Genomic DNA, 26,328 nt, shown 5'->3' with positions numbered 1-26,328 from the left:
CAATGACCGTATTCGAGAGTAAAAAGTGGCTGTTGGCGGCAGGGCTTGCGACCTCTGTCATGGCGGCCCCGGCATTTGCGGCAAAAGATGTGGTGGTTGCCGTAGCATCCAACTTCACTACGCTTGACCCATATGATGCCAATGACACGCTTTCGCAGGCCGTGGCGAAGTCGTTTTATCAGGGGCTGTTTGGCCTTGATAAAGAGATGAAACTGCAAAATGTGCTGGCAGAAAGCTACACCGTTTCTGCCGATGGGCTGGTATACACCATCAAACTGCATCCAGGTGTTAAATTCCAGGATGGTACGGATTTCAACGCCGAAGCGGTGAAAGTGAACCTTGATCGCGCCAGCAATCCGGAAAACCATCTCAAGCGCTATAACCTGTATAAAGCGATTGCAAGCACCGAAGCGGTTGACGCCAACACGGTTAAAATCACCCTCAAACAGCCGTTCTCTGCCTTTATTAATATTCTGGCCCACCCGGCAACGGCGATGATTTCCCCGGCTGCATTGAAAAAATACGGCAAAGAGATTGGTTTCCATCCGGTGGGCACTGGCCCATATCAGTTGGACACCTGGAACCAGACTGACTTTGTGAAGGTGAAGAAATTCGACGGTTACTGGAAACAGGGCCTGCCGAAACTGGATACCATCACCTGGCGTCCGGTGGTCGATAACAATACCCGTGCGGCCATGCTGCAAACCGGCGAGGCGCAGTTTGCCTTCCCAATCCCATATGAGCAGGCGGGTGTGCTTGAGAAAAACGACAAGCTGGAACTGGTGGCGTCACCCTCCATCATGCAGCGTTATCTCAGCATGAACGTGACGCAAAAGCCGTTTGATAACCCAAAAGTACGTGAAGCGATTAACTACGCGATTAACCGCCAGGCGCTGGTGAAAGTGGCGTTTGCCGGATATGCCACACCAGCTGAAGGGGTGGTACCGCCGTCTATCGACTTTGCGCAGAAGTACAAACCCTGGCCGTATGATCCGGCAAAAGCGCGTGAACTGCTAAAAGAAGCGGGTTACCCGAACGGTTTCGAAACCACCTTGTGGTCATCGCACAACCACAGCACCGCGCAGAAAGTGTTGCAGTTCACTCAGCAGCAACTGGCACAGGTGGGTATTAAAGTGAAAGTCACGGCGATGGATGCCGGGCAGCGTGCTGCGGAAGTGGAAGCCAAAGGGCAAAAAGAGAGCGGTGTGAGAATGTTCTACACCGGCTGGTCGGCGTCAACGGGCGAAGCGGATTGGGCATTGTCGCCACTGTTTGCTTCATCTAACTGGCCGCCAACACTGTTTAATACCGCTTTCTACAGTAATCCGCAGGTTGATAAAGATTTGACTGAAGCGCTGAAAACCACCAATCGTGATGATAAAGCGAAGCTGTACAAAGACGCGCAGGACACCATCTGGAAAGAGTCTCCGTGGGTGCCGCTGGTAGTTGAAAAATTGGTTTCCGCACACAGCAAAAACCTCAGCGGTTTTTATGTGATGCCGGATACCGGGTTTAGTTTTGATGACGCGGATTTGAAGTAGCAGCAGGTTTTTCGTTGTAGGGTGGATAAGCGTACGCGCTATCTACCGGGAATATGGCGGGTGGCGCATGCGCTTACCCGCCCTACGTTAACGGAGTGAATTTGTTTAACTACTTCCTCAAACGCCTGCTGGGCCTGATTCCCACGCTGCTCATCGTCGCGGTGCTGGTGTTCTTGTTCGTTCATATGCTGCCGGGTGACCCGGCTCGCTTGATTGCCGGGCCGGAAGCTGATGCCACCGTTATCGACATGGTGCGCAAGCAACTGGGCCTGGATCTACCGCTGTGGCAGCAGTTTTTGCATTATATCGGCAACATTTTGCAGGGTGATTTTGGCACATCAATGGTCTCGCGCCGCCCGGTTGCTGAAGAGATCGCCAGCCGCTTTATGCCGACCTTCTGGCTGACCATCACCAGTATGGTTTGGGCGGTTATTTTCGGCCTGTTCACCGGCATTATCGCTGCCGTCTGGCGCAACCGCTGGCCGGACCGTTTAAGTATGACCATTGCCGTTTCCGGTATCTCTTTCCCGGCATTCGCACTTGGCATGTTGCTGATGCAGGTTTTCTCCGTCGAACTGGGCTGGCTGCCGACGGTGGGCGCGGAAAGCTGGCAACATTACATTCTGCCTTCGGTGACGCTTGGCGCAGCGGTGGCGGCGGTGATGGCACGCTTTACGCGAGCCTCGTTCGTAGATGTGCTGCAAGAAGATTACATGCGTACCGCACGCGCTAAAGGCGTGAGTGAAACGCTGGTCGTTATCAAACACGGGCTGCGTAATGCAATGATCCCGGTTGTCACCATGATGGGCCTACAGTTCGGCTTTCTGCTTGGCGGCTCAATTGTGGTCGAAAAGGTATTTAACTGGCCGGGCCTTGGGCGCCTGCTGGTGGATTCGGTTGAGATGCGTGATTACCCGGTGATTCAGGCAGAAGTATTGCTGTTCTCGCTGGAATTTATTGTTATCAATTTAGTGGTGGATCTGCTCTACGCCGCCATTAACCCAGCTATCAGGTATAAGTAAGGATGCGACTCTTTAACTGGCGACGCCAGGCGGTACTGAATGCGATGCCGGTAGTTCGGCCAAACCAGGTGCGCACGCCCTGGCACGAATTTCTGCGCCGCTTGCGTAAGCAACCTGTGGCAATGTTTGCTGGGATGTTCGTACTGTTCTTGATTGTTATTGCTCTGATTGCGCCGTGGATTTCCCCATTCGATGCGGAAAACTATTTTGATTATGACCGGCTCAACGATGGCCCGTCGGTGATGCATTGGTTTGGCGTGGATTCCTTAGGGCGCGATATTTTCAGCCGCGTATTGGTAGGTGCGCAAATCTCGCTAGCAGCGGGTGTATTTTCAGTATTAATCGGCGCGTTGATTGGTACTTTCTTCGGTTTACTGGCGGGATATTACGAAGGCTGGTGGGACAGGGTTATCATGCGCATCTGCGATGTGCTGTTTGCCTTTCCGGGGATTTTGCTGGCGATTGCCGTGGTGGCGGTGATGGGCAGCGGGATGTCAAATGTGATCATTGCCGTCGCCATTTTTAGCATTCCTGCATTCGCTCGCCTGGTGCGAGGCAATACGCTGGTGCTTAAACATCAAACCTTTATCGAATCGGCTCGCAGTATCGGCGCATCGGACGCGACCATTATCTTCCGCCATATTCTGCCGGGGACGGTTTCGTCGATTGTGGTCTATTTCACCATGCGTATCGGCACCTCAATTATCTCCGCCGCGAGCCTGTCATTTTTGGGTTTAGGTGCACAGCCGCCAACGCCGGAGTGGGGGGCAATGTTGAACGAAGCGCGCGCCGATATGGTGATTGCACCGCACGTGGCGATTTTCCCGAGTCTGGCGATTTTCCTGACGGTGCTGGCGTTTAATTTGCTGGGAGATGGGCTGCGCGATGCGCTTGATCCGAAGATAAAAGGATAATTTCAAAGAAAAAAGGCGGATGACGCGTACGCTCATCCGCCCTACAACTCTATTTCGTAGGTCGGATGAGCGTATGCGCCATCCGACATTCAGAAATTAAACCACTGAACCCCACAGGTCATACTCGTCCGCGTTTTCAACCTTCACGCGCACCACATCACCTGGTTTCAATTTGGTTTCGCCATTCAGATAAACCGCGCCGTCGATTTCCGGAGCATCAGCCATACTACGACCAATTGCGCCTTCTTCGTCAACTTCATCAACGATAACCAGAATTTCGCGACCCACTTTTTCTTGCAGGCGCTCAGCAGAGATCTGCTGTTGCAGCTGCATGAAACGGTTCCAGCGCTCTTCTTTTACTTCTTCTGGCACAGGATCAGCCAGTTCGTTGGCGGTCGCACCTTCAACCGGGCTGAACTTGAAGCAGCCAACACGATCCAGACGCGCTTCTTTCAGGAAGTCGAGCAGCATCTGGAAATCTTCTTCTGTTTCGCCAGGGAAGCCAACGATGAAGGTAGAACGCAAAGTCAGATCCGGGCAAATCTCACGCCATTGCTTAATGCGCTGCAACTGGCGATCAACGCTACCAGGGCGCTTCATCAGTTTCAGGATACGCGGGCTGGCGTGTTGCAGAGGGATATCCAGATACGGCAGGATTTTACCTTCCGCCATTAATGGAATCACATCATCAACGTGCGGATATGGGTAAACGTAGTGCAGACGCGTCCAGACGCCGAGTTTAGCCAGTTGTTCACACAGGCTAACCATGCTGGTTTTCACCGGCTCACCGTTGTAGAAACCGGTACGATGCTTAACGTCCACGCCGTAAGCTGAGGTATCCTGAGAAATCACCAGCAACTCTTTCACGCCCGCATCAACCAGACGTTTCGCTTCTGAAAGCACATCGCCAATCGGACGGCTGTCCAGATCGCCACGCATAGAAGGGATGATGCAGAAGGTGCAACGGTGGTTACAGCCTTCAGAAATTTTCAGGTAAGCGTAGTGACGCGGAGTCAGCTTCACGCCTTGTTCCGGCACCAGGCTCAGGAACGGGTTGTGTTTTGGTTTCGGCACATAGTGGTGAACGTGCTGCAAAACTTGCTCGTAGCTATGCGGGCCGGTGATTTCCAGAACTTTAGGGTGCACTTCGCGGATTTGATCTTCTTTGGCCCCTAAACAGCCGGTCACAATCACTTTGCCATTTTCGTTCAGCGCTTCACCGATCGCTTCAAGCGACTCTTGTACGGCACTGTCGATAAAGCCACAGGTGTTAACGATAACCATATCGGCATCATCATAGCTAGGCACTACATCGTAACCTTCGGTGCGCAGCTCAGTCAGAATTCGTTCAGAATCGACGAGGTTTTTTGGGCACCCTAATGATAAAAATCCAATCTTAGACATTTTTTTGTACTATACATTGCTCAGAATCGGGAGATTATACATATGCCACTGCTGTACAGCTATATCCGCTGGTCATCAGATCGTCAGGCAAAAGGGACAACCCTTGAGCGTCAACTGGCTAGTGCAAAAGCGTTTGCCTTATCGAAAGGACTGGAACTCGTTGAAATTACAGATCCTGGTGTTAGTGCATTTAGAGGTAAGAACCAACAGCATGGGAAGCTGGGAGATTTTATTGATGCGGTAAAAAACGGGGTTATACCTTCGGATACATGGTTATATGTTGAGAACCTGGACCGCCTCACTCGACAAGACATTACTACTGCACAAAAATTATTCATCGAGTTGCTTGACTTAGGGCTTACCCTCGTTACGGGTATGGACAAACGTATCTATACGCTGGATTCAGTAAACAAAAATCCTACAGAACTGATGATATCAATCCTGCTTTTTAGTCGTGCGTATGAAGAAAGTAAAACCAAACAAACCCGTACAGTGGGGAATGTCGAGGCGCTGGTGGATCGACATAAACAAGGTCTGCCAGTAAACATTAAGTCTTGTGGTAAACACCCTTTTTGGATCGACGATACAGGATCTCAATATGAATCCGTACGACAGCATCCTAAGTACTGGACAATTGCGCGTGAAGCCATTGAGATGTTTCTTGAAGGGCATGGCATTTATAAAGTTAAACGCCATCTTGATGAAAAATATCCCAATGGTTTAAACGAAAAAGAATGGGATTACCAGGTTATCAAGCGGATGCGTGAAAGCCGGGCATTGATCGGGGAACGGACGATAACCATTGGTGCGCAAACTCATAAGCTGCATGACTACTATCCTGCGTTATGTAAAAATGAAACTGAGTTTCTTAAGTTACAAGAGCTTAAGACTCAAAATGGTCATAAGTCGAAGAAAGATCCAAGTAAAGAAAACATCAAATTGCTTTCAGGCTTATCCATCTTGAGATGTAGCAAGTGCGGTGGCACGATGTCCAGCTTCATGAATAGAGAAAAGCCCCGATACATTTGTCTTAATGGACGGCATTTGCAGAAAGGTTGTGTCGGTTGGTCTGTCGCAGCCCCGTTAGTCGAGCACTGTGTGATGGTCGCTCTTTTAATGGGCTACATGGATGCTAATCGCAAGGAGGGGCATGACACGACTGAGTTATCTGCGACGATTGTTGCAAAAGAAGAAGCCATAACTGAACTGAATATCAGCATAAGCAATATTGCGCATGCGATTGAGAGTGGTGCAAACATCTTGGAACTTGTCAGCAGGTTAAAAGTGCTGTCTGCGAACCGAGAAACTTTACTTAAAGAGGTTGATCGCCTTAAAGAGCGAAAGGCACTCGTCGAACGTAAAGGCTCATTCGAAATTAACATGATGGAGTTTATCAACCTGATTCAATGGGGGGTCTTTGCTGACCTGGCAAACGAATCGAGAAATAAGATACGTTCAACCATTGACAATATCATTGAGCATGTTGTTATCGATAAGACTGATGGATGCATAACCATAAAGATCAAATGCCGTGGTTCTGATCAGTGGTTGGTCTTCGGAGGGCATACTCGTAAACCGAAGTGGCGGTTTGATATTGAACTGTATGATGAAGATGACTGGGGTTTTGTTAATGGTGATCTACCTACACATAGTAGTGTTGATACTGATGACACGCGATTCAGTCCTTTTTTGGAAAGCGAGTTGTTCGCGGAGACAATGGAACATTTCCACAGCTTGAAGAGCACATATCATCAGTATTTCGATAAAGTAAATCAGATACTCATGGCAGTTGGTTATCCTGCAATAGATGGTTCGGCTTTTTGGCCTAATAGATAGTTATGGATGGAGGGATATAATGCAAACTTTGTTATACAATAGATCTCATTTGTATAATAAAGAAACTATTGTTAGGTTTTGGATAACAATATTAATCTCTTTAGCGATTATTTTAGGGCCTTATGATAAAACTAGATCCCCTTATTCAGTTTTGGGGCGCATACCATAAACATAGGATATTAAATGACAAAATACCTTGTTCGGGGCGGGTATATAGTCTACGATGAAACACTGTTCTTGGAGGTGCTGATTAAACATCAGCCACTCGGTATTATTGCGAGTGTAACTAATTTGGAAGAGTGATTAGCTCTTAGGTGCTGGCAGCAAATTGTCGAACCTTGCCCTGAAAAAAAAGGGTGTTAACTTTATGATAACTAAATCACCTCCAAGAACAACCTCATACAATAATGTTTAAAGCGGAGTGTTTTAATTTATAATGGCCCTGATAGACAACATATGGTGGACGAGAAAGTCAAGGATTCAAACTGAAAAGCGACTTCTTGCGAATGCCTTTCAATCTCAGCTTATACTACTATGGTATTCTTTTTTTTCCGTTGCGATATCTATTTATTACATTAAATTTTCAGATAACGACGACTTGTCAGGGGTTTCATGGGTAATCTATTCCGTTTTAATTCTGTGTATGTCCGGTTTTATTAATGCTCTTTCTTTTAAAGAACGTGCCGGTTTAGTTAAAGAAAGTTATGAGGCTTTGAACTTATTATTACAAAAACCCGCAGGAACAGTCGATGAAAAAGATATCATCACGAATGAGTATAACAAATTATTAGGGGTTTGTGAGAACCATACTGATGTTGATTACTACACCGCTCTTTGTATTGAGTATTCATCATCAAATGCATCCATCGACACTAGAACGAATCTCAAAGCTGGATTCGATAGGGCGCCCGGAGTTTATCACTGGGCCCAGTTCATATTCTGGCGAATCAAACGTGTAGTAGTTTTGACTGTACTATACATGATTCCGGTATTCATTTTATTCGCTATTAAATATTTATCATGAATATTTATGAGAAATTTCTGAGTAAATTCTCAGAGCAAAATTTAAAGTTGATATTCGATGAGTATATTTTATATTCTGGCGCTACAGGTATTGACAATCTTGATTCTAAGGGTTTTAAAAAACAATTAGATGAACAAATAGCGATACTTAGTCGAAAAATATACACTGGTAGTTACTGCTTTACAAAATATAAATTAAAATTGGCAAGTAAGGGGCGAGGTAAATCTCCCAGAGAAATATCTATTCCTACGGTTCGAGACCGCATAGCTCTTAGAGCAATGAATGACTTATTGACCGAAGTGTTTAAACCAACATTAGAGGTGAATTTACCTCAGGCTACAATAAGGGCTGTGAAAAATTCTCTTTCAAAAAAAATGTATACGGGATATATAAAGTTAGATGTTTCTAATTTTTATCCATCTATTCAACATAGTGAACTTAAATCGAGATTACGGAAACGTATTAAAAGTGAACAGATCATTAATCTAATAGAATCAGCAATCACGTCACCAACAGTTATAACCTCAAGTCATCATGATGAAAAATCATCTATAGGGGTTCCTCAAGGGCTGGCTGTCTCCAATGTGCTTGCTTCAATATATATGATTAATATAGATAATTACTTAAAAAGTATAAGTAATATAGATTACTACCGATACGTTGATGATGTTTTGATATTTTGTGATTATTCAGAAGCTCAGATGATTGCAAATGATATCATAACTCGTTTTAGGCGTATTGGACTCACAGTTCATGATCCAATTAAGATGCCAGAAAAGTCTTCTATAGAGCGAATTGGGTGTATCTTCAACTATCTTGGCTACCAATTTGATGGAGAAAGAGTGTCGGCTCGTAAAGCTACAATAGAAAAATTGAAGCATTCCTTAGCTGCGATATTCACTGCTCACAAACATTCCAGAATAAAAAATGAAGAATTTCTATTATGGCGTCTTGATTTAAGAATTACAGGGTGTGTGTTTGAAAATAAAAGTAAAGGATGGCTTTTCTTTTTTTCAGAAATAAATGACAAAACATTGTTGCATGAGCTTGATCATTACATTAGGAAGTTGTTAAAAAGATTTAATGTTTCGATAACTCCGAAAAGATTTTCTCGGGCTTTTGAGGAGATGGTTCATAGACGTTATGAAACCAAGTACATACCTAATTTTGATGACTATCAATTAAAAGAAAAACTAGCGCTACTCCACAAGTATTTTCCTAAAGACGTTGAAGGTCAGACATTAACTGAAGAGCAAATAACTTATCGTTTTCATAGACGAATCGGGAAACAAGCGAAGGACTTGCTAGAGGATGTTAAGAATTTTCGCTCGTAATGTAAATGTGGTGTTTGGTTGGCGCCAAGGTTACTATCCCTCACATTGAGGGAGGGAGAGAATTAGTTTTAGCCAGTAGCTATTACGTGGCGTATGATTCTTCTTGTTAAACAGATTCGAAAGCTCCGACTCACAGAGAAATAAGAAAGTTAGGGCATGCACAATTTATCACTCTATGACTTCTCCTGACATCGACAGTATTACACTGTATCCGTTTTTACTTCGTTTGAATGTATAATTGTTAGTAATTCCTTGACTTTTTTTCTTAGAGCTTCGTTTTCAGCAGTAAGCTTTTCTATTATCGATTCTTCTCTAGCATGAGATTCTTTTTTACTGGTTCCCCTCCGTTGTGTGAGGAGAGTAAACTCATTATCAAACCGTAGATTGACATAGCCGAATTTTCTTTCAGGCTTTGTGAGTTTATAGGTCGTCGTATACACAGATCTCCTATTGGTAGGTTCTATGTGCCTAATATCACCAGTAAACGTCATATCAGGTGCGGAAAGATAAGCAACATTATTTTCACAAACAAAAAGGTAACATAGAGCGGTTTGTGCTTTTCCAGGAATCGAAATTTCCCACCGAGCTACTCCGATTAATGTATGTTTTGGTAGTCGTTGTTCAATCTTACGGACACGATCTTGCTCTGTCTTATCCAGGCCTATACTGTGAGCAATTGTCGAGAATGCTCTTTCGAAGCGAAATAAAGATTGGACATCATTTTTGTTGAGGCGATTAAGCTTAATCGTTGAGTCCCTCAAAAAATATGATTCTAGTGGGGTTTTTTTGGGGAAAATCGTGAAGTAAAGTTTCATTCGCTACATCCGTATCTGTTCTTGTTATATCTATTTAGTAACGCATTTTGGGACAATTAATGTAACACATGTCACGCTTATAGTGACGTGTATAGACATGCATTTATAACCTATTGATATTAAATGTATTTACCTTGGTTGATAACGCTTGTTTTGTGACAAGTATTTTACTTGTATTTCTTTAACATATTGTTTTGTATTGGTAATTTTGCCTCTTATTACTATGTGGTCAACTTCGGCTGTCGCCTCGTTGGATTCCTACCATGCCAATACATTCTGAAAATCGTGATAACTCGAAAAGCTAATTCATGAGTGAGCGAAGCGAACGGGTTGTAGGAGTTCGGGTTTGTAAATGAACTCGCTTCGCGAGTAAGATCATATTCAATAAACTTTAAGAAATAAATACTACGAGTCGCGGAGCGACGAAGTATCACGAGGCGAAGCCGAAGTGAAAAGAAACGTTGCAGATTACATAAAATGTTAAAGATCTTATTGTTCTGGCTAGGTTTTCTTCCAGAAATACTAATAAGTACGTGTAGGCCGAAGGCCGCAGCGTAGATGTGAATTGTATGTGGTAGTTTTATTAGGTCATCACTTGCTCGCTTCGCTCACTGCGTGATACTTCGTCGCTACGCGACTCGTAATGCTGGTTCTTTTAGCCAAGGTTGATATTATGAAAGATATTAACCATGCTAATAGTTTTCATTGTGATTATTAATTTGTTTTTAATGGCTTAATCTACTACGTTTGGAAAGTTTTCACCTCTTTCCAATGCCGTTTGACGGTAGCGATACTCAAACCCAGATATGTTGACGCTTTAGATTGAGTAAGACCTTGTTCTTTTGCTTCCTGGACACGCTTACGTGTATCTATTGCAACAGGGCGGCCTAACCTGACTCCATGTTGTTTAGCCCGCTTCAGGCCCTCGCTAGTCCGTTCTGTAATACGAGCTTTCTCGAACTCCGCAAATGCTGAGAGCATCTGCAACATCAACTTGCCCTCAGCGCTGGTTAAATCTTTTACTGGTAAGTCCAGTGAGATAACTTTGATACCACGTTTTATTAACATAGCAATGGTATTTTGCACGTCGATGTTATCACGGCCCAGACGATCCAGTTTCAGTACGACTAATACATCACCCGCTTCAAGTTTGTGGTTAATCATATCAGCGAATTCTTTCCGCTTCATCGCCTGGACACCGCCAGAAACTGTTTCACTAATCACTCTATGGGATTCCACATCGTAACCAGCCTGACGAATAGCCAATACTTGGTTTTCTGTAGTCTGCTCATTCGTGCTGACACGGCAGTATGCAAACAAACGGCTCATATCTTCTTCCTGAATCAATAATTGGTATCAACTAACGGTATCATCATTGATCGCTGGTATCATAAAGTCAATTTACTATTTTTATGACACTTAAAACCCCGGTGTTTGCTGGTGTCGATAAACGAAGGTTTGATGATGCCAGCCGTTCACATTCCGCCAATTCAAACCCGTCTGCATTCATACCGTATTGTCAGGAAGAAACGGGAAGTTCAATACGACTCAGGCCAGGCTGTTGACCTTTCGGGCGTGTCCGCGCCCTCTAGGGCTAGTGTCAATAACTGTACTGAGGCTAAAAATTCACCGATTTTAAGCGGGAGAACGCCAACGGGTCCGGGGCCAGAACAGTTCGAAATTGGTCAGTTGACTTGCGAACAGAGGAAACAGATTAAAGAGAGTCTGCATAACCATAAACTGCAGCGGCAAAAATCGCCTGCCGGTGAATTTGAGGCACTGGCGATTGCAATAACAATCGGTGACTGTTCCGATTATGACAAGAATAAGGCTGGGAGCTACCTCAAGGCAGCCCATGAGATCAAGCAATCCGAGCAGGTTCTATCGCTCGATACCGTAGGGTTGGCTGGATTGGTGCAGCAGTGGGCGCAGTTGAAGAAAGTGTAGATTAGTAAACCGTAGGCCATCCAGCTTGCGCGCGGTAATGAAGTTTCTGTACTGGATACTGTCTATCGGGCACACCTGGTTACAGGGGAATTGATTATGAACGGCACGGAAATACACTGGCGTAAGACTCTCGCCAGGCAAAAGACTGAAACATTTGTTAATCGTTGGAGAAAGGTAATAGGTAAGGAGTGTATGGTAACAAACATGAAGAAATGCCCCGTTTCCGGGGCATATTTTACTTTACTCGAGAGTAAGTTGCTCAGGACTGCATCTATACAGTGTAGCCAGCCGTTCAATGTTGTCTTTACGAGGGCGCTCAGACTTTTCGAACTCCGACACTGTAGATTGCTTTATACCTAAAGCTTCAGCGACTTGTTTTTGTGTCAAGCCTCTGTAGATACGCCATGCGGCTTGCATGGTGCAACCTTTCTCAGCAAGAATGTTGATAACGTCGTTTGGATATCGAACATCATCAGATGTGCCGGTTTCGTCTTGAACAGGCTCGTATAACTCTGCGATATCGCTATCTTGAGTTAGTCTCTCGAACAGTTCAATCGGCACGACCGCAGAGACTCTTTTACCTCTACTGTCAGTGATAAATTGAATGTTAGCCATCACTTTTAACCCTAGATTATGTCACTGATATTATTGAACTTTATCTAAATGAATTAGAAGCTAATCTAAATGAATTAGAAGGTTTTCGGCTCGCAGTTAGGCATTTGGTTTTCATTAAATACTCCTTATGTAATTGATATATTTTATTTACCATTTGAGCTTAAAGTGGGGCGGGGAAACCCCGCCACGCTTTAATATGTTGTGGACGTCCGGCGCAAAACGCGCTGAATCTCAATCACTAGTGTTTCCCCATTGATAAACTCAAAGAGAACACGATAGTTTTGAACCCTCAGTCGATACTTCCCATTCTGATCCGTGAGCTTTTTTACATCTAGCCCCGTTAAGTCTGGGTAAGACTTCATAGCGTTTACTTTCGCGCTGATAATCTTTTTGTCAATTGAGGGGAGAGAGCGTAAGTCCTTAGCGGCCTTACCGGTCCATTGGATAGTTGTCATAGTGACAAGCCTCAAAGGTAAATTATTAAAGAACACGCCCCTTACGGGACTGTTAGGAATATAGGGGTTCATCCCTATATTGTCAAGAAACCCTATATCTAAACCCTATATTCCAGTTTAGTGTCTGTTATCAAGTTAGTGATACGGGTGAGTGCGCCACAAAAAATAAATCAACCGCTTTTTTGACTGATCGCAAACGTTCTCCGCCTAGAACTAGTTAGCAATTATGGCGGCGTTCTACTAGGTTGACGCTAGCTAGTAAGCGATGCTTTATCGTCTATATTGTTATGGTCGCTTATAACTATGAGGTTTTAGATATGGCAATCGAAGGGCAACTCACTGTAGAAGCTAGAAAGGTTAAGCCAGAGGCGCGTGTACGATTTGAAAGGAATGGTCAGATTTTAACGATGTTCTGGGATTGGGAATATAAGGGGCAAAAGTTGAATTACAGAAGGGCAGAGCTGCGGCAGGATTATGAAAAAGACCCAGAAATGGTTGGGGCTGTCATCGATTTTTGTGTGATCCAAATGGGAATTCTGGAAAAGGGAATTGATGACGCAACACCATGTTGAAAAGCCGACAAGCTGGCTAATGCTTGCCACTTAAAGAATTGGGACCTCAGAAGGTAGTCCTCTGAGGGAGAACCGCTGCGAGTCTGAGTTTTTCGTTGCTTTTATTGATAAAAATGTTTAAGTGACCTACATTAGTCAAGCTGGTAGATTTTCAATGGCAATGATTATTTATTCTTCGTTAATAGTTTTGCTCCCCATAGCATGGCTTTTACAAAGCCACAGACGATGGAACGGTTATCAGGAGAAAACTATAATTCACTAGTTTATTGCCTAAATCTCATATCTAGTTATGACATGAGATTTAGCTTTTATGTTTAGCAATTAAATATATACTTTTATTCTATCGAACCAACCGTTAACTTCTTCATAGGCGTTTAAATCTCTAAATAGTTGCTCATTCATGTGTGTCGAGAGTTGATTGGAAAATACACTCTTAATTGAGCTGGAACCTTCATTCATAATTGTTATGTTTCCACTTGCTTTTTCAGCTTTCAAAAAAGTGGAAAACTCATTCGGTATATTCCTATCGGCCCAACCGGCCTTCCAGTTAGATGTTAAGTCAACAAATTGGCTCTGTATTGGATAAGCTGTAGAGTATAGGCTTGGATGGATATAGTTTTCCAACTCCCACATTTGTGTTTGAACTGCCCAACAATTAGGTCTGGAGTTGACTTCAACAACCGTATCAGCATATTTTGAAACATCACGGTCGTAAATGTGAACTTCAGGAAGGTTTAATTTCCGGAGATAATTCTTGTTCACCCAATGTTTAAGTGTCCCACCACCTAGTGATAATGACATTATCCTTGGATCTGCATTTATATTAATACCAAAAACGTGACAAATATTATCAAAGAATTCTACATCTGTTGGCCCCTCAAGGCATAGGATGACTTTAAGAGAAGGATTGTTAACTTCTGCAGGGATGTCAGGAAGGACACCTAATGTAGTAACAACTTCTTGAAGATCAACTGAGTTTTTAGTTTGAATATTCACTTCACCATCGTCCCTAAAGATAAAAATAATCTTATCTACAGGAGCTAAACTTGCTAAAGAAGGACTATGAGTTGTTACGATAACCTGTGTTCGCTCGTTTTTGGGTAAATCCATTAACGCTTGAAAGAGTTTTAATTGCCATTCAGGGTGTTGGGAGGTTTCTGGTTCTTCAATGGCATAAATAACATTGCGATTCCCGGATGTTTTTCTTTCAGCCTCAGCTCTAAAATAGTTTAACAAGATGAGGCGTCTTACACCGCTTCCCCTTTTGTTGACAGGAATCCCATCATCACAACTGAATGAGAATGAAAAAAGACTATCCCAAGCTTTGTTGGTCATTTCAGGATTTAAAACACTTGCAATCTCAGGACTCATTTCTTTGAGTTTTTCAAGGGTCTCATTTCCAATTTGAATGGCTTTAGTGATGATTTTCTCTTTAACTTGTTCTAGTTCTTCTTCTAGTTCTGCTATCGCAGTTTTTGTTATGGTTTTTAGTGGACTTTGAACCTCTTTATCTGAATCTCTATTTTCTCTATCAGATTGGAATAAGAAAAACAAAGGCAAATCACTTTGTAAAACAGTCCATATTTTTTTACCGTCCTCTTTGTCTATATCAATCTCGGTTGTTTTTAGTTTTATATTTTCAGTAGAATTGTAGATTGCTTGTCTTATTTGCGAGCTGGTATTCTTTTTTACTGCATCAACGTCAAGGATTGACGAGTAATCATCAGTCAAAATTTTTCTTAATTCAGTTATCTTCAAATTGACCAATGGAATTGGAAAGTTATCTGGATAGAATGATACCAAAGCAGTTTTTAAGCTGGATGCAGTTAGCTTGTCTTTGGAGCAGTCCCAGGTTTTTTTTATAGTTAACCATCCATTTTCATCCAATAAGTATTCATCTTTGAAGTTGGTGGGGATCGTATCTATTGTATAAGAAGTTTTATCAGGAATAAATGATAACTGAATTGACATTATTTTTGTTTCGCAAAAAACGTTGCAATCATTAATGTCTATCTTAACAATTTCATTGTTGAAAAATATTTCCATTGCCTCAAGGATTGTTGACTTACCAATGTCATTTCGCCCTATGACAACATTAAAATCATCAGAAAAATTAACGGAGACATTCTGATATCCACGGAAGTTAACCAACTTTAGCTGTGCAATTTTCATAACAATATCATTCTCTTAATGGTCTTATGCCACTCAATATACTACTGCAAATTTTTATACACGAGTACTACCAAAAAATTGGTTGTGTGAGTCATATAATAATTAATCTTACAGAGGTGATGGTGATGGTGATGGTGATGGTGATGGTGATGGTGATGGTGATGGTGATGGTGATGGTGATGGTGATGGTATCGTCAACGGGAACAACACAGAGTAAGGCTTGCAGTCAGAAATTATTTACAAATGAATAATTTTCGCGAGTAGATAAGCAAGGGGGATTGCCATCATTAGTAAGTCGGTTTGAAGTTGGGAGGAAGCTTGCAGTTTATCTAGTGATCTTCGTTCACATAAAAGCAACTTTTATTGTACGCACTCTTTTATACTACCCAAATATTTTACTGCACTAGAGTGCGCAAATTTGCATATTTTGTTTACCTTATAAACAATCACCCGTACTAGCACTGGCGCAGATTGAGCTCATGTTAAGATGTGCACAAAAAGACAGGGGTCTTGTGTGCGGGCGAGACGGGGGAACCATCGCGCGCTGAGGGAGCCAGGAGGGTAAACCTGTTAATGTCCTTTTTCGCGTCAGTGCGGCTTTGTTTTAATTTGGTTGTGTGGTGTTCAGGTGAGGGGGGGAAGAAAAGCCCCTGATAGCGTGGCGCTGAGGGGCTTATATGGCTTTCGGGCTGTCTGTGCTCATCATCTGGCAGGGTGGGGCATTAATCTTTTGAATGGTCAGGCAGCTGGTGATGGGGTCGCTAGGGTGTAAGGTTTAAAGCGAATCACCTCAACACCCAACCAGTCATTCAGCTCTTTCAGGCTTTCCTGTATCGGCGTCAGCTCGTTGATAGAGAAGACGCGAGCGGCTTTCTCTACATAGCCAAACCCTCCGGCGTTGTCTGGCATTACCCCCATGAGGCGGAACGCGATGCGCGACAAGCATATCTCGCTGGTGGCGTCTTTGATGCCGGTAAACTCGTCCTTCGCTGCTATCTGGCTGAATGGCATTATCTGCAAGATGTCTTTCTTCTCTCCTTCTGCGTATAAGAACAGGTTTTTAAAAGCGCCACCGCCGCACGTATCTTTCAATGATTTTTTCAGGTTTTCAACGCCTTTGTTACAGAGCACGCAAATCTACGTAACCAATGGTTCCATGCTGCGTTGATAGAAATTCCGTTGACTAAACCACCAGCGCAAGTTACAGATAACTAGTCTTTGTTGTGAGAATACTCATGATTAAAAGAAATAAAACTGACTGTTTAGCAACTACGTTGACGAGTATTGTTTAATATTGTCCGCCTTCTAAGAAGGCGGGTTGCTATAAAGCAAATACTATATTTCCTGCTTTGAGTATTCGAGTTCTAGCTTTTCAGCTAATCGATGTAGGGTGCTTATTGACACCATTTCTTCTGCCTCACTGAAAAATTCATTCCAGTGTTTTCCAATGAACCAGGCTAATAATTCCAGTTCTTGATCTGTGAATTCCATATATGTTGGTTTCCTGATATTCATACTATGCTGGTGATGTATTAATTATTTGTATCAGGCATTATCAATGATTTACGCAAGTGTATTGCGCCAAATGGGTTAAGGGAAACATCTCTGCTTCTAACCCGCACGGAATCACCAACATTTAGCTCAGAAATATCATCACTTAAGTAGCTTTCAAAGAATGCTCGGATTGTGTCATGACTACCAGGAATAGCTATTCCCACAACGGGCTTACCGAAAGATAAACCTATATCACTTATTTTTCCATGTAGTATCAATATGTTGCTATCTAGTTTGTTTGTGATTCGTACCTCGTTAGCTTTAAACTCGGCCTGTAGTTCTTCAGGTGTGTAATGGTAAGTGGTTCTAACAGGTGCACTATCCTCAATTGGTGGCGGTGTTGGTTCGACCGCAACCGATGTGATAACGGGTTGCTGTGATTTTGCCTGTCCATCATTTTCCTCTGTTTTCGTCAATATCCAACACATTGCAATAAACATCACAATGAAGATCCCTACGCCCTTTAATAACTTCTTGTTGCTAACATTCTCGGTATGCTCATTCATTATTCATATCTCTATATATTGCTGTGACTACATTGTTTCTTTGAAAAACAGAAAAACCTACTTTGGGGTTTTTAACCATTTCACGCATTTGCATTAGGATGCTATTGTCGATTATGCCGTGATGCTGCATATACATAACTACATATTCATTAGTCGTATTATCCTGTTCATGACCGATAACAATAGATGTGTGGTGGATTAGTTTCATATACTGAATCATAAAGTTATTGCCCATTTTAAATCGACCAACCTGATATTTACCCATGTATAGCAAGCCTGGTTCAGTATTTTTCCAGTCACCAGGGTTAACGCGGATTTGTGTATTATTGAGTGTTGATTGAATCATATGGGATTACCTTTCTGATCGACTGACTATCTTAAAATAGTCAATACCGTTGAGGCCAGATGATATGGGCTGATACTCCTATATACTCAGCGATAATTTTCTCACCTTTAGGCCAGTGCCGTTCAAGTGCGTTATATAACGTCCTTTCATGTAATCCGTTTGCTCTGGATAGCTGTGCCAGTGTTCCTCCCTTCTTCTTGATGGCTGCGAGTATGTCGGCTCTATGCCAATTCTCATTAGTGGCACTTCGCTCCTTTTTCTGACATCCTGATTGTTTATGAATACTCATAATGACCACTCGTTACTTACATTGAGAATATGATTGATCATTATAAGGTACATGTCAAATCAAAATAAGGAACTAAAATTCCTTAAATTGGAATTATGTTGGAACATAAATGGCTGACAAAAAAGAAAACATTGTGCAATTCAGTGAGCGGCTGAAATCGATTGTTCCTTCTGGTTCAGGGCGTGAATTCGCGAAGAGGGCGGGTATCGGATACAGCACTTTCCACAACTACCTTCAGGCTGTATCAAGCCCCACGCTTGAGAATCTTGTATTGCTCGCAAAAGCTGGAAACGTATCAGTAGAATGGTTGGCTACGGGCAAGGAATTTAAGGGGGTAGCTCATAACCTCGTACTCGATGCCGGGAAGAGCAATGTATGCAAAGTTCCTTTTAATGAAAGTGATGAGTTCCTTTTGCTGGATTTGAAAAATTTTCCGAGCTTTCAGGGTAATACTGAGCATCTCATTGCTCTTCGTGTTGATGCCGATGTGATGGAGCCTACATTTACGGTTGGTAGCATCTTAATCATAGATCAGAGCCAAAAGAATCTGAGAGAAGGGAAAGTGATCGTTATGCGTAAGGGCACTAGCTATCTATATAAGAGAGTACAGATAGTTTCTGAGGGGTATAGTTTGAATAGTGATAATATTAGATACAATGAAATAGTCGTTACTGATGAATCTTTACCGGCTTTCGAGATATTGGGAGAAGCAATATTAGTATTGAATCAGTTATAGCAGCAATCTTCCATTTTTTAACATCAGAATCAATCAGATAGCCGATTGGTTGTAATTAAAACACAATCTATATATTGATTGTTAGGGCAGCCGAGGGAGACAAAGCCAATACGGGGTTGTTGCATGGGTTGTACGCTCACAAAGTAAACAGAAAATAAAAACCGGCCGATTCTACACGGGTTTTGGGCGTGGCTCTACTGGTTGTTTTTCCCGGCACACAAGATGAAATTTCAGAATCATTGAAGTGCCTTAGTTTTTGCTTACCTGAGGCGCTGGTTCTATTATCTTCCCGCTCGCCTTAAACATCCGCCCTACTAATAGAGATAATATTTAATGCGCAAGATTTTAGCCCTTACCGGACTGCTGGCTGCGGTTGCATTGCTTTCTGCCTGTAATGTGATCCCAACCCCTCTCAATACACCACCTGCGACGGCGCAAAAGTTTGTTTGTGGCGGTGAAAAACTCGCGATAGATGGCGACTACGCCTGGTATAACGGCGATCGTTACTCCTATCAAAGTATGAGCGGCGGACAGGCATTTTATCGCTACCACAGCAGTAATTTCGGCCTGAAAAAAGTCGGTGAAAACCGCACGATGCTCGTCGGTCTTGATGCCAAACCTTGTGTGGCGGCAAACTAATTGATGAACTCGCCCCGTCGCCTGAGTACGCTGCTGCTCGGTTTTATGTTGGCGGGATGTGGAACGCTGTCGAACGTTGCTCCTGAGGCTGAAGTGCCGCAAAAAGCCCAGCGAGCCTGCGGGGAGCCCGCAACGCGTGATATCAACCAATGGTTGCCTGCCATGGTTGAAGAGCAATCACCCGGCATGGTGGTGGGGGTGATTGATGCCAGTAATCAGCGCCATTACTGGCATTTTGGCGTCACCGATGCCGGGCACAATAAACCTGTCAACGAACATACTTTGTTTGCTGTGGGTTCGCTGAGTAAAGGGATGTCTGCTGAGGCGACCGCAGTGTTAGTGGCGCAAGGGCGCTTGCACTGGTCAGATACGCTCGAAACGTTGCTGCCACCATCGGTGGCGTTAAGCCGCGATGCGAAAAAAATTACGCTGCTTCAACTGGTGACGCATACCTCTGGTTTGCCACGGCAAAACATGGACTTGCCAATGCTGACTGCTTTTATTCGTTATCTTGGCAACGGTGAGAATTTCTACTCACATCTCGATAATGATGATGTTGTCGCAGACCTGGCTGGATTTAGCAAACCGGGCAATGCCGAACCGCGTTACTCAAATCTGGGTTATGCCGTGCTCGATTATGTTTTGCGCTACCAGACCGGGCAGCGAGCTGACCAACTGGTGCAATCTGCCATCTTTGATCCTCTCGGGATGCATAACAGCAGTTTTACCCCGCAAAAACTGAAAAGCTATCCGCTACGGGCTATTGGCCATGCGGGCAGCCAGCCGAAATTTATCCCACGCGGGCAAGTGGTGCCTGACTGGCAGTTCACCGGCAATATGCTTGGCGCGGGTGGTTTGTATACTGATACGGCCGATTTACTGACTTTTGCCGCCGCGCATCTTGCCAGCACTGGCGATGCTACGCTTGATAAAGCGATTCACGATACGATGCAGATCTATTATCCACGGGATAAAGAAGCCGCCAATATTGCCTGGGTGACAGATACCTATGGCGAGCAATCCATCACTTATCAGGTGGGATATATTGGTGGGTACTCCAGCTATATAGGTATTGATCGCGTGAATCATTTTGCTGTTGTGGTGCTGCAAAACAGTTTCACCTGGCAAAATAACCTTGGGCACAGTGTGTTACGACAAATGCTTGAGGAACAACGCCAGGCTGCGACCTGTAGTGTCAATCCCGCTGCGTAATCCTTTGTTTCACCGCGATTGTTAGCCATTGTAAAGGTTATTGCCGGGGATCAAAAAACACGGCAAAAAAGACCGGTTAGCTTAAAACTTATCCATACTATAAGTGTGTGTTATCGATTCAAACCACATGGAGGATAAATGCATGACTGGGGAGCCACTCAAACGAGATCTCTTGAAAAAGATGATTATCGCCAAAATAGACATCGCCGCTTATCTCTCTTTGAGAAAAGCCAAAGGCTATATGTCTGTGATTGAAACTGAGCATCTGCGCGATAACTTGTTCGACTTGTCTTCTGAGTATCGTGAGAAGGCTTTACGCCTCAAATTCCACCTTGCAGCGCAAGAAATGGAAAGTATTAATCAGGGTATGAGTGCGGTGTGTTCTGCCGGAGTTTGCCTGATGACCGGGCGCCATGATTGCCCACAATATATCGCCATCGATGCCGAAAAACTGGAAAGCTGTCTGTCTGAACTTTCTGCCAGCCTGAAAGATATTATGGGCCACCAACTGGCCGTAGAGTCGTGATATATGGGGGAGGAGACTCCCCCAATTTAAGTTTTTGTAAAATTGCCATCCTACCAATCCTGGAAGACTAACCTTATCGGGTATACCGATAAGGAGAAGGTTATGCCACGGTCGCCATTACGCTCATTCATCGCCGCAACATTATTATTTTCAGCAAGCTTCAGTTGGGCTGCGGAGGTCAAAGTTGAGGTGCTGCAAAGCAAGCTCGACCACCCATGGTCTTTAGCTTTTTTGCCTGACAACAAGGGGATGCTTATCACACTGCGTGATGGGCAATTGCGCCGTTGGCAGCCGGGTGAAGGGCTCAGTGACCCGATTGTTGGTGTGCCGAAGGTCTGGGCGCATGGGCAAGGTGGGTTGCTGGATGTGGTTCTGGCACCGGACTTTGAAAACAGTCGCCGTATCTGGCTGAGTTTTGCTGAAGGCAACAGTGATGACAAAGCGGGTACTGCCGTGGGTTATGGCACGCTGAGCAGCAATATGCAGCGGCTGGAGAATTTCAAAGTGGTCTTCCGCCAGACTCCAAAACTCTCAACCGGCAACCATTTTGGCGGGCGCATGGCATTTGATGGCAAAGGCTATCTGTTTATCGCGCTCGGTGAGAATAACCAGCGCTCTACCGCTCAGGATCTGGACAAACTTCAGGGCAAATTAGTACGCCTGACGCAAGACGGTGAAGTGCCACAGGACAATCCATTTGCAGGTAAGCAGGGAGTTCGTGGCGAAATATGGTCTTACGGGCACCGCAACCCACAAGGGCTGGCGTTTAACCCTGCCAATGGTGAGCTGTGGCTCAATGAACACGGCCCACGTGGTGGCGATGAAATCAACGTATCTCAGCCCGGTAAAAACTACGGTTGGCCGCTGGCAACCTGGGGCATTAATTATAGTGGTTTACCGATTCCTGAAGCGAAAGGCGAAATTGTGGCAGGCACTGAACAGCCTGCTTATTACTGGAAAGTTTCCCCGGCGGTGAGCGGTATGGCGTTTTACAACGCTGACAAATTCCCGCAGTGGAAGGGAAAGCTTTTTATTGGTGCGTTGAAAGAGAAAAACCTGATTGAGCTGACGCTTGCTGGCGATAAGGTCACGGAACAGAAGCGGTTGCTGGACGACCACGGGGCGCGTATACGTGATGTGCGCGTCGGCCCGGACGGTTATCTTTATGTCCTGACCGACGAATCTGACGGGCAATTACTGAAAATTAGCCCGTCAGCCTAATGTATTAACTTAACGGAATCATCACGATTTTCTTGAATGCCGGGCGCTGGGTCAGTTGCTGATACCAGCGTTGCAGATTGGGAAAATCATTCCATTGGATGTCGAGATTAAGCAGGTTGTAAGTGCTCGGACCAAGCGCAATATCGCCGGTACCGAACTCATCACCACCTAGCCACGGCTGTTTCGCCAGTTCGGCATCAACCATGGCAAACAGCGTGTTGCACTGCGCGATGCTATCGGCTATCAATTTTTCATCGCGCAATTCAGGTGCTGTTCGTACCAGGCTGAAAAACACGCCACGATGTGGGCCTGCGAGGGCGGTTCCTGCCCAGTCCATCCACTTTTCGCCGCGTGCACGGGCGGCAGGTTCAGCAACCCACAACGACTCTTTACCATATTGCGCAGCCAGATAACGCACGATGGTATTGGATTCCCATAATGTCAGATTGGTTGCATCATCATGAATGCAGGGCACCAACGCATTAGGGTTCATCGCCAGATATTCAGCATCATGCGTTTTACCAAATTTTCCACCTGCCGGAATTGAGTGATACTCCACGCCTAACTCTTCCAGGCACCACAGCACTTTCTTCACATTAGTCGAATTGTCTCTGCCCCAAACTGTGATCATTTTGTTTCCTCATTGTTAGTTTGCACTTCAGTATGCCGTGCGCTGGCGAAGAAAACAGCACGTAAGCTCAACAGCAGCTAAAAAACTCGACAACGTGGCGGCAAGTCACGCAGTTATCGAATAAACTTAAAAAACTTTACCAATGCTTTGTTTCTTTAAGCGGATTCACACGTTAGCTTACTGGCAACTTGATGATTAAGTAACGGCGTGCGTCGTGACTTTTATAGAATGGATACTGGGTGGTGTTATGAAAACTTTGCAAATCCCTGCTTCGCTTCGAGCATTACTGGCGGGTACAACCCTGCTGTTGGTAGCCGCGCCTGCGGTTAGTGCAGAACAGACTGCTGATGCACCGCAAGTAGATGCCAAAGCGTGGATCTTAATGGATTACGCCAGTGGCAAAGTTCTGGCTGAAGGCAATGCTGATCTACAACTGGATCCGGCAAGCCTGACTAAACTGATGACCAGTTATGTGGTTGGGCAGGCGCTCAAGGCGGATAAAATCAAGCTTACGGATATGGTCACCATCGGCAAAGATGCCTGGGCCACCGGCAATCCGGCTCTGCGTGGCTCGTCGCTGATGTTCCTGAAACCGGGCGATAAAGTCTCGGTCGAAGATTTGAATAAAGGTGTCATCATTCAGTCAGGTAACGATGCCAGCATTGCAATTGCTGATTATGTGGCAGGCAGCCAGGATTCGTTCGTCAGCCTGATGAACAACTATGCGCAAAAACTGAATCTGACCAACACCACCTTTAAAACCGTACATGGCCTGGACGCACCAGGGCAATTCAGTACCGCACGCGATATGGCGCTGCTCGGCCAGGCGTTAATTCATGATGTGCCAGAAGAGTACGCCATCCACAAAGAGAAAGAGTTCACCTTTAATAACATCAAGCAGCCGAACCGTAACCGCTTGTTGTGGAGCTCAAACCTTAACGTTGATGGTATGAAAACCGGCACCACTACCGGAGCGGGTTATAACCTGGTCGCTTCCGCGACTTCGGGTGACATGCGTTTGATCTCCGTGGTGCTGGGCACTAAAACCGATCGTATTCGCTTCAATGAAAGTGAGAAATTGCTGACGTGGGGTTTCCGCTTCTTTGAAACCGTTACACCGATTAAACCGGACGCCACTTTTGTCACGCAACGCGTATGGTTTGGCGATAAAAGCGAAGTGAATCTGGGGGCTGGTGAAGGTGGCTCTGTCACGATTCCCCGCGGCCAGTTGAAGAACCTGAAAGCAAGCTTCACCCTGACCGAACCGCAGCTGACCGCGCCGTTGAAGAAAGGCCAGGTGGTTGGCACCATCGATTTCCAGCTTAATGGTAAATCAATCGAACAGCGCCCATTGATGGTAATGGAAGCAGTGGAAGAGGGTGGTTTCTTTAGCCGGATGTGGGACTTTGTGTTGATGAAATTCCATTCATGGTTCGGCTCCTGGTTCTCTTAATCCCTTCTTCAAACATCGAGCCGCATTTGCGGCTCGAAGTATTTTGGGCAGAGCTTATTTATTACCACTCGAGCTGAATACTTTCCGACGCGGCAAATTCAATAAATGCCGCATCGGGTTGTTGATTACTGATAATCAAATCAAAAGCAGCAAGCGGCCCCATACAGGCTGCACGTACTTTGCCAAACTTACTGTCGTCCACGACCAGCACACGCTGCTGCGCCATCGCTAATGCCCAGTGTTTTACCGGCAGCTCGTCGAGATTAAAACAGGTAGCTCCGTGGCGAGTATGAATGCCTGCTGCGGAGAAGAAGGCGATATCCGGACAGAAATTGTTCAGACACTCCTGGAAGTTAATAGGCTTGAAAATCGCATTGCTGGCATGAAACTCACCCCCGCTCAAAATCACCCGGCAGCCGGGTTTATCCTGTAGCGCCAGAAAGGTGTTTAATGAGTAACACACCCCGGTAAATTGCAGTTCATCGTCCAGTGCTTCAATGATGTATGGCGTGGTGGTGCCGCAATCAAAAAATACCGTCTGATGTGGGCGAACCATTGCTGCAGCAAGGCGCGCAGCATGGCGTTTCTCGTCAATACGGCGGGTTTTCTGATCGCTTAACAAATAATGGTTGGCGGTGACGCTACGCGGTTCGAGCACCACATAGCCGCCCAATAACACCACGGGACCGGGTTCACTGTTGAGATCGCGGCGAATGGTCATTTCAGAGACACCGAGTAGCGCGGAAGCCTCTTTAAGATGAATTTTGTCGCTGCGTTTAAGCGCCTGAATCAGGCGGTTGATGCGTTCGTCGCGCCGGGTTTCCATGATGCCCTCTGAATATGAAAAACCCGGCATCGCCGGGTTTCGATTAACGCATCTTACCTTTGCAAAAACAGTTAGTCACGCACCCAGCCTTTGCGGATAGGCAGGGCAAAACAGAATCGATAAGCCTGAAGCAGACGGGCGTGAAGTTGCACCCCGAACCAGTTCCATGCCATTTGCGCCAGTAAACAAGAACACAGACCCACCAGCAAACCGCCGAGCATATCCAGCGGCCAGTGCACACCGAGATAAACACGTGACCAGGCAATCGCACAGCCAATTACAAATAACACCACACCCGACCACACGCGGTGCCAGAACAAAAACGCCAGTGCGAATGTGAAAATCACCGTTCCGTGGTCACTTGGGAATGAGTCATCCGGCGCGTGGTGCAGGAAGTTATAGCCGAACCCTGTCACGAACGGGCGGTCATGCGGAAAGCTATGGCCAATAATCCACGACAGCGAAACGCTGATGAGGATCGCCAGCGCAGTCTTAATCACCACCGCGCGCTGGGCGCTCATCTGGCGGCGTTGCCCCCACAACCACAGAATGGCAATCAACAATGGCACAATGCTAATCAAATCTTTGGCAATAAAAATGGCAAATTTAATCAACCATTCGGGTGAATCCGGTGTGGCATTGATCAGCAAAAAAAGTGCCTGATTGAGTTGTTCGATCATATCTACTTTGGTTCCTTTATCAGCCGGTTGGAAATGATGCCGTACACCCTGCATCGTG

General features: G+C 45.0%; 27 protein-coding genes and 1 pseudogene. 15 read left to right on the top strand and 13 right to left on the bottom strand.

Annotated features, from left to right (window positions below):
* The first annotated feature begins 2 nt into the window (after window positions 1-2).
* The 3 genes from gsiB (at window position 3) to gsiD (ending at window position 3,477) form a co-directional block, all read left to right on the top strand.
* On the top strand, window positions 3-1,541 hold the full coding sequence (gsiB, locus tag IX31_RS12660; protein ID WP_034458627.1) for a glutathione ABC transporter substrate-binding protein GsiB: 1,539 nt from the start codon (window positions 3-5) through the stop codon (window positions 1,539-1,541).
* Between the two features lie 101 nt (window positions 1,542-1,642).
* Complete coding sequence (gsiC, locus tag IX31_RS12655; protein ID WP_034460062.1) at window positions 1,643-2,563, top strand: glutathione ABC transporter permease GsiC; 921 nt, start codon at window positions 1,643-1,645, stop codon at window positions 2,561-2,563.
* 2 nt (window positions 2,564-2,565) lie between these two features.
* Window positions 2,566-3,477: a glutathione ABC transporter permease GsiD gene (gene gsiD, locus IX31_RS12650; protein WP_034458625.1), complete on the top strand. Its 912-nt coding sequence runs from the start codon at window positions 2,566-2,568 to the stop codon at window positions 3,475-3,477.
* A 96-nt stretch (window positions 3,478-3,573) separates the two neighbouring features.
* On the opposite strand, the gene rimO is transcribed toward gsiD, so the two are convergent.
* On the bottom strand, window positions 3,574-4,881 hold the full coding sequence (rimO, locus tag IX31_RS12645) for a 30S ribosomal protein S12 methylthiotransferase RimO (protein ID WP_034458623.1): 1,308 nt from the start codon (window positions 4,879-4,881) through the stop codon (window positions 3,574-3,576).
* 42 nt (window positions 4,882-4,923) lie between these two features.
* On the opposite strand from rimO, the gene IX31_RS12640 reads away from it, so the two are divergent.
* The 3 genes from IX31_RS12640 (at window position 4,924) to IX31_RS12630 (ending at window position 9,075) form a co-directional block, all read left to right on the top strand.
* The gene (locus IX31_RS12640) at window positions 4,924-6,717 is read left to right on the top strand and encodes a recombinase family protein (RefSeq protein ID WP_034458621.1); all 1,794 of its coding nucleotides are present in this window, start codon (window positions 4,924-4,926) and stop codon (window positions 6,715-6,717) included.
* 436 nt (window positions 6,718-7,153) lie between these two features.
* Window positions 7,154-7,741 (top strand): SLATT domain-containing protein, encoded by a 588-nt coding sequence (locus IX31_RS12635; protein ID WP_034458619.1) that lies wholly within the window; start codon window positions 7,154-7,156, stop codon window positions 7,739-7,741.
* Entirely contained in the window at window positions 7,738-9,075 is a 1,338-nt protein-coding gene (locus IX31_RS12630; protein ID WP_034458617.1) for a reverse transcriptase domain-containing protein, read from the top strand. Before IX31_RS12635 ends, IX31_RS12630 begins: the two co-directional genes overlap by 4 nt.
* A 200-nt stretch (window positions 9,076-9,275) precedes the next feature.
* On the opposite strand, the gene IX31_RS12625 is transcribed toward IX31_RS12630, so the two are convergent.
* Window positions 9,276-9,890, bottom strand: coding sequence for a hypothetical protein (locus IX31_RS12625; RefSeq protein WP_034458615.1), 615 nt, complete (start codon window positions 9,888-9,890; stop codon window positions 9,276-9,278).
* Window positions 9,891-10,631: 741 nt separating this feature from the next.
* On the bottom strand, window positions 10,632-11,219 hold the full coding sequence (locus IX31_RS12620) for a recombinase family protein (protein WP_034458613.1): 588 nt from the start codon (window positions 11,217-11,219) through the stop codon (window positions 10,632-10,634).
* Between the two features lie 111 nt (window positions 11,220-11,330).
* On the opposite strand from IX31_RS12620, the gene IX31_RS23505 reads away from it, so the two are divergent.
* Window positions 11,331-11,837 carry a hypothetical protein gene (locus tag IX31_RS23505; protein WP_198528567.1) on the top strand — a complete coding sequence of 169 codons (507 nt, stop codon included), beginning with the start codon at window positions 11,331-11,333 and terminating at the stop codon, window positions 11,835-11,837.
* Window positions 11,838-12,077: 240 nt separating this feature from the next.
* Here the strand turns inward: IX31_RS23505 and IX31_RS12610 are convergent, their stop codons facing one another.
* Both IX31_RS12610 and IX31_RS12605 read right to left on the bottom strand, forming a co-directional pair.
* Window positions 12,078-12,452 (bottom strand): helix-turn-helix domain-containing protein, encoded by a 375-nt coding sequence (locus IX31_RS12610; protein ID WP_034458610.1) that lies wholly within the window; start codon window positions 12,450-12,452, stop codon window positions 12,078-12,080.
* Window positions 12,453-12,643: 191 nt separating this feature from the next.
* Window positions 12,644-12,907, bottom strand: coding sequence for a type II toxin-antitoxin system RelE family toxin (locus IX31_RS12605; RefSeq protein ID WP_034458608.1), 264 nt, complete (start codon window positions 12,905-12,907; stop codon window positions 12,644-12,646).
* A 317-nt stretch (window positions 12,908-13,224) separates the two neighbouring features.
* Here IX31_RS12605 and IX31_RS12600 point away from each other — a divergent pair, with 317 nt between their 5' ends.
* Window positions 13,225-13,479 (top strand): hypothetical protein, encoded by a 255-nt coding sequence (locus tag IX31_RS12600; RefSeq protein WP_034458606.1) that lies wholly within the window; start codon window positions 13,225-13,227, stop codon window positions 13,477-13,479.
* 321 nt (window positions 13,480-13,800) lie between these two features.
* On the opposite strand, the gene IX31_RS12595 is transcribed toward IX31_RS12600, so the two are convergent.
* The gene (locus IX31_RS12595) at window positions 13,801-15,651 is read right to left on the bottom strand and encodes an ATP-binding protein (protein ID WP_051880710.1); all 1,851 of its coding nucleotides are present in this window, start codon (window positions 15,649-15,651) and stop codon (window positions 13,801-13,803) included.
* Between the two features lie 86 nt (window positions 15,652-15,737).
* Between IX31_RS12595 and IX31_RS23420 the strand changes: the two genes are divergently transcribed.
* Window positions 15,738-15,902, top strand: a complete 165-nt coding sequence (locus IX31_RS23420) for a hypothetical protein (RefSeq protein ID WP_157837377.1) — start codon at window positions 15,738-15,740, stop codon at window positions 15,900-15,902.
* 487 nt (window positions 15,903-16,389) lie between these two features.
* On the opposite strand, the pseudogene IX31_RS12590 reads toward IX31_RS23420, so the two are convergent.
* The 4 genes and pseudogenes from IX31_RS12590 to IX31_RS12575 form a co-directional block, all read right to left on the bottom strand.
* Window positions 16,390-16,773: pseudogene (locus IX31_RS12590) on the bottom strand (phage portal protein); the annotation flags it as partial.
* Window positions 16,774-17,183: 410 nt separating this feature from the next.
* Complete coding sequence (locus IX31_RS12585; RefSeq protein WP_034458605.1) at window positions 17,184-17,711, bottom strand: hypothetical protein; 528 nt, start codon at window positions 17,709-17,711, stop codon at window positions 17,184-17,186.
* Window positions 17,704-18,057: a hypothetical protein gene (locus IX31_RS12580; protein ID WP_034458603.1), complete on the bottom strand. Its 354-nt coding sequence runs from the start codon at window positions 18,055-18,057 to the stop codon at window positions 17,704-17,706. Before IX31_RS12580 ends, IX31_RS12585 begins: the two co-directional genes overlap by 8 nt.
* A 40-nt stretch (window positions 18,058-18,097) precedes the next feature.
* Window positions 18,098-18,346 (bottom strand): helix-turn-helix domain-containing protein, encoded by a 249-nt coding sequence (locus tag IX31_RS12575; protein ID WP_034458601.1) that lies wholly within the window; start codon window positions 18,344-18,346, stop codon window positions 18,098-18,100.
* Between the two features lie 109 nt (window positions 18,347-18,455).
* On the opposite strand from IX31_RS12575, the gene IX31_RS12570 reads away from it, so the two are divergent.
* From IX31_RS12570 to IX31_RS12550, 5 genes are all read left to right on the top strand, one after another.
* Window positions 18,456-19,082: an XRE family transcriptional regulator gene (locus tag IX31_RS12570; protein WP_034458599.1), complete on the top strand. Its 627-nt coding sequence runs from the start codon at window positions 18,456-18,458 to the stop codon at window positions 19,080-19,082.
* Window positions 19,083-19,415: 333 nt separating this feature from the next.
* Window positions 19,416-19,721 (top strand): hypothetical protein, encoded by a 306-nt coding sequence (locus IX31_RS12565; RefSeq protein ID WP_034458597.1) that lies wholly within the window; start codon window positions 19,416-19,418, stop codon window positions 19,719-19,721.
* Window positions 19,722-19,724: 3 nt separating this feature from the next.
* A complete protein-coding gene (locus tag IX31_RS12560; protein WP_034458595.1) occupies window positions 19,725-20,933 on the top strand; it encodes a serine hydrolase domain-containing protein in 1,209 nt (402 codons plus the stop codon).
* 142 nt (window positions 20,934-21,075) lie between these two features.
* Window positions 21,076-21,459, top strand: coding sequence for a biofilm formation regulator BssR (locus IX31_RS12555; RefSeq protein WP_034458593.1), 384 nt, complete (start codon window positions 21,076-21,078; stop codon window positions 21,457-21,459).
* A gap of 102 nt (window positions 21,460-21,561) precedes the next feature.
* Window positions 21,562-22,680 carry a PQQ-dependent sugar dehydrogenase gene (locus IX31_RS12550; protein ID WP_034458591.1) on the top strand — a complete coding sequence of 373 codons (1,119 nt, stop codon included), beginning with the start codon at window positions 21,562-21,564 and terminating at the stop codon, window positions 22,678-22,680.
* A 4-nt stretch (window positions 22,681-22,684) separates the two neighbouring features.
* On the opposite strand, the gene IX31_RS12545 is transcribed toward IX31_RS12550, so the two are convergent.
* The gene (locus tag IX31_RS12545) at window positions 22,685-23,311 is read right to left on the bottom strand and encodes a glutathione S-transferase family protein (protein ID WP_034458589.1); all 627 of its coding nucleotides are present in this window, start codon (window positions 23,309-23,311) and stop codon (window positions 22,685-22,687) included.
* 247 nt (window positions 23,312-23,558) lie between these two features.
* On the opposite strand from IX31_RS12545, the gene dacC reads away from it, so the two are divergent.
* On the top strand, window positions 23,559-24,764 hold the full coding sequence (gene dacC / locus IX31_RS12540; RefSeq protein WP_034458587.1) for a serine-type D-Ala-D-Ala carboxypeptidase: 1,206 nt from the start codon (window positions 23,559-23,561) through the stop codon (window positions 24,762-24,764).
* Window positions 24,765-24,825: 61 nt separating this feature from the next.
* Here the strand turns inward: dacC and deoR are convergent, their stop codons facing one another.
* Both deoR and ybjG read right to left on the bottom strand, forming a co-directional pair.
* Entirely contained in the window at window positions 24,826-25,590 is a 765-nt protein-coding gene (gene deoR / locus IX31_RS12535; RefSeq protein WP_034458585.1) for a DNA-binding transcriptional repressor DeoR, read from the bottom strand.
* A gap of 71 nt (window positions 25,591-25,661) precedes the next feature.
* Window positions 25,662-26,270, bottom strand: a complete 609-nt coding sequence (ybjG, locus tag IX31_RS12530; protein ID WP_034460058.1) for an undecaprenyl-diphosphate phosphatase — start codon at window positions 26,268-26,270, stop codon at window positions 25,662-25,664.
* Window positions 26,271-26,328 lie beyond the last annotated feature (58 nt).

This window comes from Buttiauxella noackiae (genome assembly GCF_000737905.1).
In the GTDB taxonomy this organism is placed as follows: domain Bacteria; phylum Pseudomonadota; class Gammaproteobacteria; order Enterobacterales; family Enterobacteriaceae; genus Buttiauxella; species Buttiauxella noackiae.
Note: the sequence above shows the minus strand (reverse complement) of the source record. Positions and strands in the feature narration are given on the sequence as shown.

Coding starts and splice junctions, on each gene's coding strand:
- gsiB (WP_034458627.1), top strand. CDS start 3: ATGACCGTATTCGAGAGTAAAAAGTGGCTGTTGGCGGCAGGGCTTGCG.
- gsiD (WP_034458625.1), top strand. CDS start 2,566: ATGCGACTCTTTAACTGGCGACGCCAGGCGGTACTGAATGCGATGCCG.
- rimO (WP_034458623.1), bottom strand. CDS start 4,881: ATGTCTAAGATTGGATTTTTATCATTAGGGTGCCCAAAAAACCTCGTC.
- IX31_RS12640 (WP_034458621.1), top strand. CDS start 4,924: ATGCCACTGCTGTACAGCTATATCCGCTGGTCATCAGATCGTCAGGCA.
- IX31_RS12635 (WP_034458619.1), top strand. CDS start 7,154: ATGGCCCTGATAGACAACATATGGTGGACGAGAAAGTCAAGGATTCAA.
- IX31_RS12630 (WP_034458617.1), top strand. CDS start 7,738: ATGAATATTTATGAGAAATTTCTGAGTAAATTCTCAGAGCAAAATTTA.
- IX31_RS12625 (WP_034458615.1), bottom strand. CDS start 9,890: ATGAAACTTTACTTCACGATTTTCCCCAAAAAAACCCCACTAGAATCA.
- IX31_RS12620 (WP_034458613.1), bottom strand. CDS start 11,219: ATGAGCCGTTTGTTTGCATACTGCCGTGTCAGCACGAATGAGCAGACT.
- IX31_RS12610 (WP_034458610.1), bottom strand. CDS start 12,452: ATGGCTAACATTCAATTTATCACTGACAGTAGAGGTAAAAGAGTCTCT.
- IX31_RS12605 (WP_034458608.1), bottom strand. CDS start 12,907: ATGACAACTATCCAATGGACCGGTAAGGCCGCTAAGGACTTACGCTCT.
- IX31_RS12600 (WP_034458606.1), top strand. CDS start 13,225: ATGGCAATCGAAGGGCAACTCACTGTAGAAGCTAGAAAGGTTAAGCCA.
- IX31_RS12595 (WP_051880710.1), bottom strand. CDS start 15,651: ATGAAAATTGCACAGCTAAAGTTGGTTAACTTCCGTGGATATCAGAAT.
- IX31_RS12585 (WP_034458605.1), bottom strand. CDS start 17,711: ATGAATGAGCATACCGAGAATGTTAGCAACAAGAAGTTATTAAAGGGC.
- IX31_RS12580 (WP_034458603.1), bottom strand. CDS start 18,057: ATGATTCAATCAACACTCAATAATACACAAATCCGCGTTAACCCTGGT.
- IX31_RS12575 (WP_034458601.1), bottom strand. CDS start 18,346: ATGAGTATTCATAAACAATCAGGATGTCAGAAAAAGGAGCGAAGTGCC.
- IX31_RS12570 (WP_034458599.1), top strand. CDS start 18,456: ATGGCTGACAAAAAAGAAAACATTGTGCAATTCAGTGAGCGGCTGAAA.
- IX31_RS12565 (WP_034458597.1), top strand. CDS start 19,416: ATGCGCAAGATTTTAGCCCTTACCGGACTGCTGGCTGCGGTTGCATTG.
- IX31_RS12560 (WP_034458595.1), top strand. CDS start 19,725: ATGAACTCGCCCCGTCGCCTGAGTACGCTGCTGCTCGGTTTTATGTTG.
- IX31_RS12555 (WP_034458593.1), top strand. CDS start 21,076: ATGACTGGGGAGCCACTCAAACGAGATCTCTTGAAAAAGATGATTATC.
- IX31_RS12550 (WP_034458591.1), top strand. CDS start 21,562: ATGCCACGGTCGCCATTACGCTCATTCATCGCCGCAACATTATTATTT.
- IX31_RS12545 (WP_034458589.1), bottom strand. CDS start 23,311: ATGATCACAGTTTGGGGCAGAGACAATTCGACTAATGTGAAGAAAGTG.
- dacC (WP_034458587.1), top strand. CDS start 23,559: ATGAAAACTTTGCAAATCCCTGCTTCGCTTCGAGCATTACTGGCGGGT.
- deoR (WP_034458585.1), bottom strand. CDS start 25,590: ATGGAAACCCGGCGCGACGAACGCATCAACCGCCTGATTCAGGCGCTT.
- ybjG (WP_034460058.1), bottom strand. CDS start 26,270: ATGATCGAACAACTCAATCAGGCACTTTTTTTGCTGATCAATGCCACA.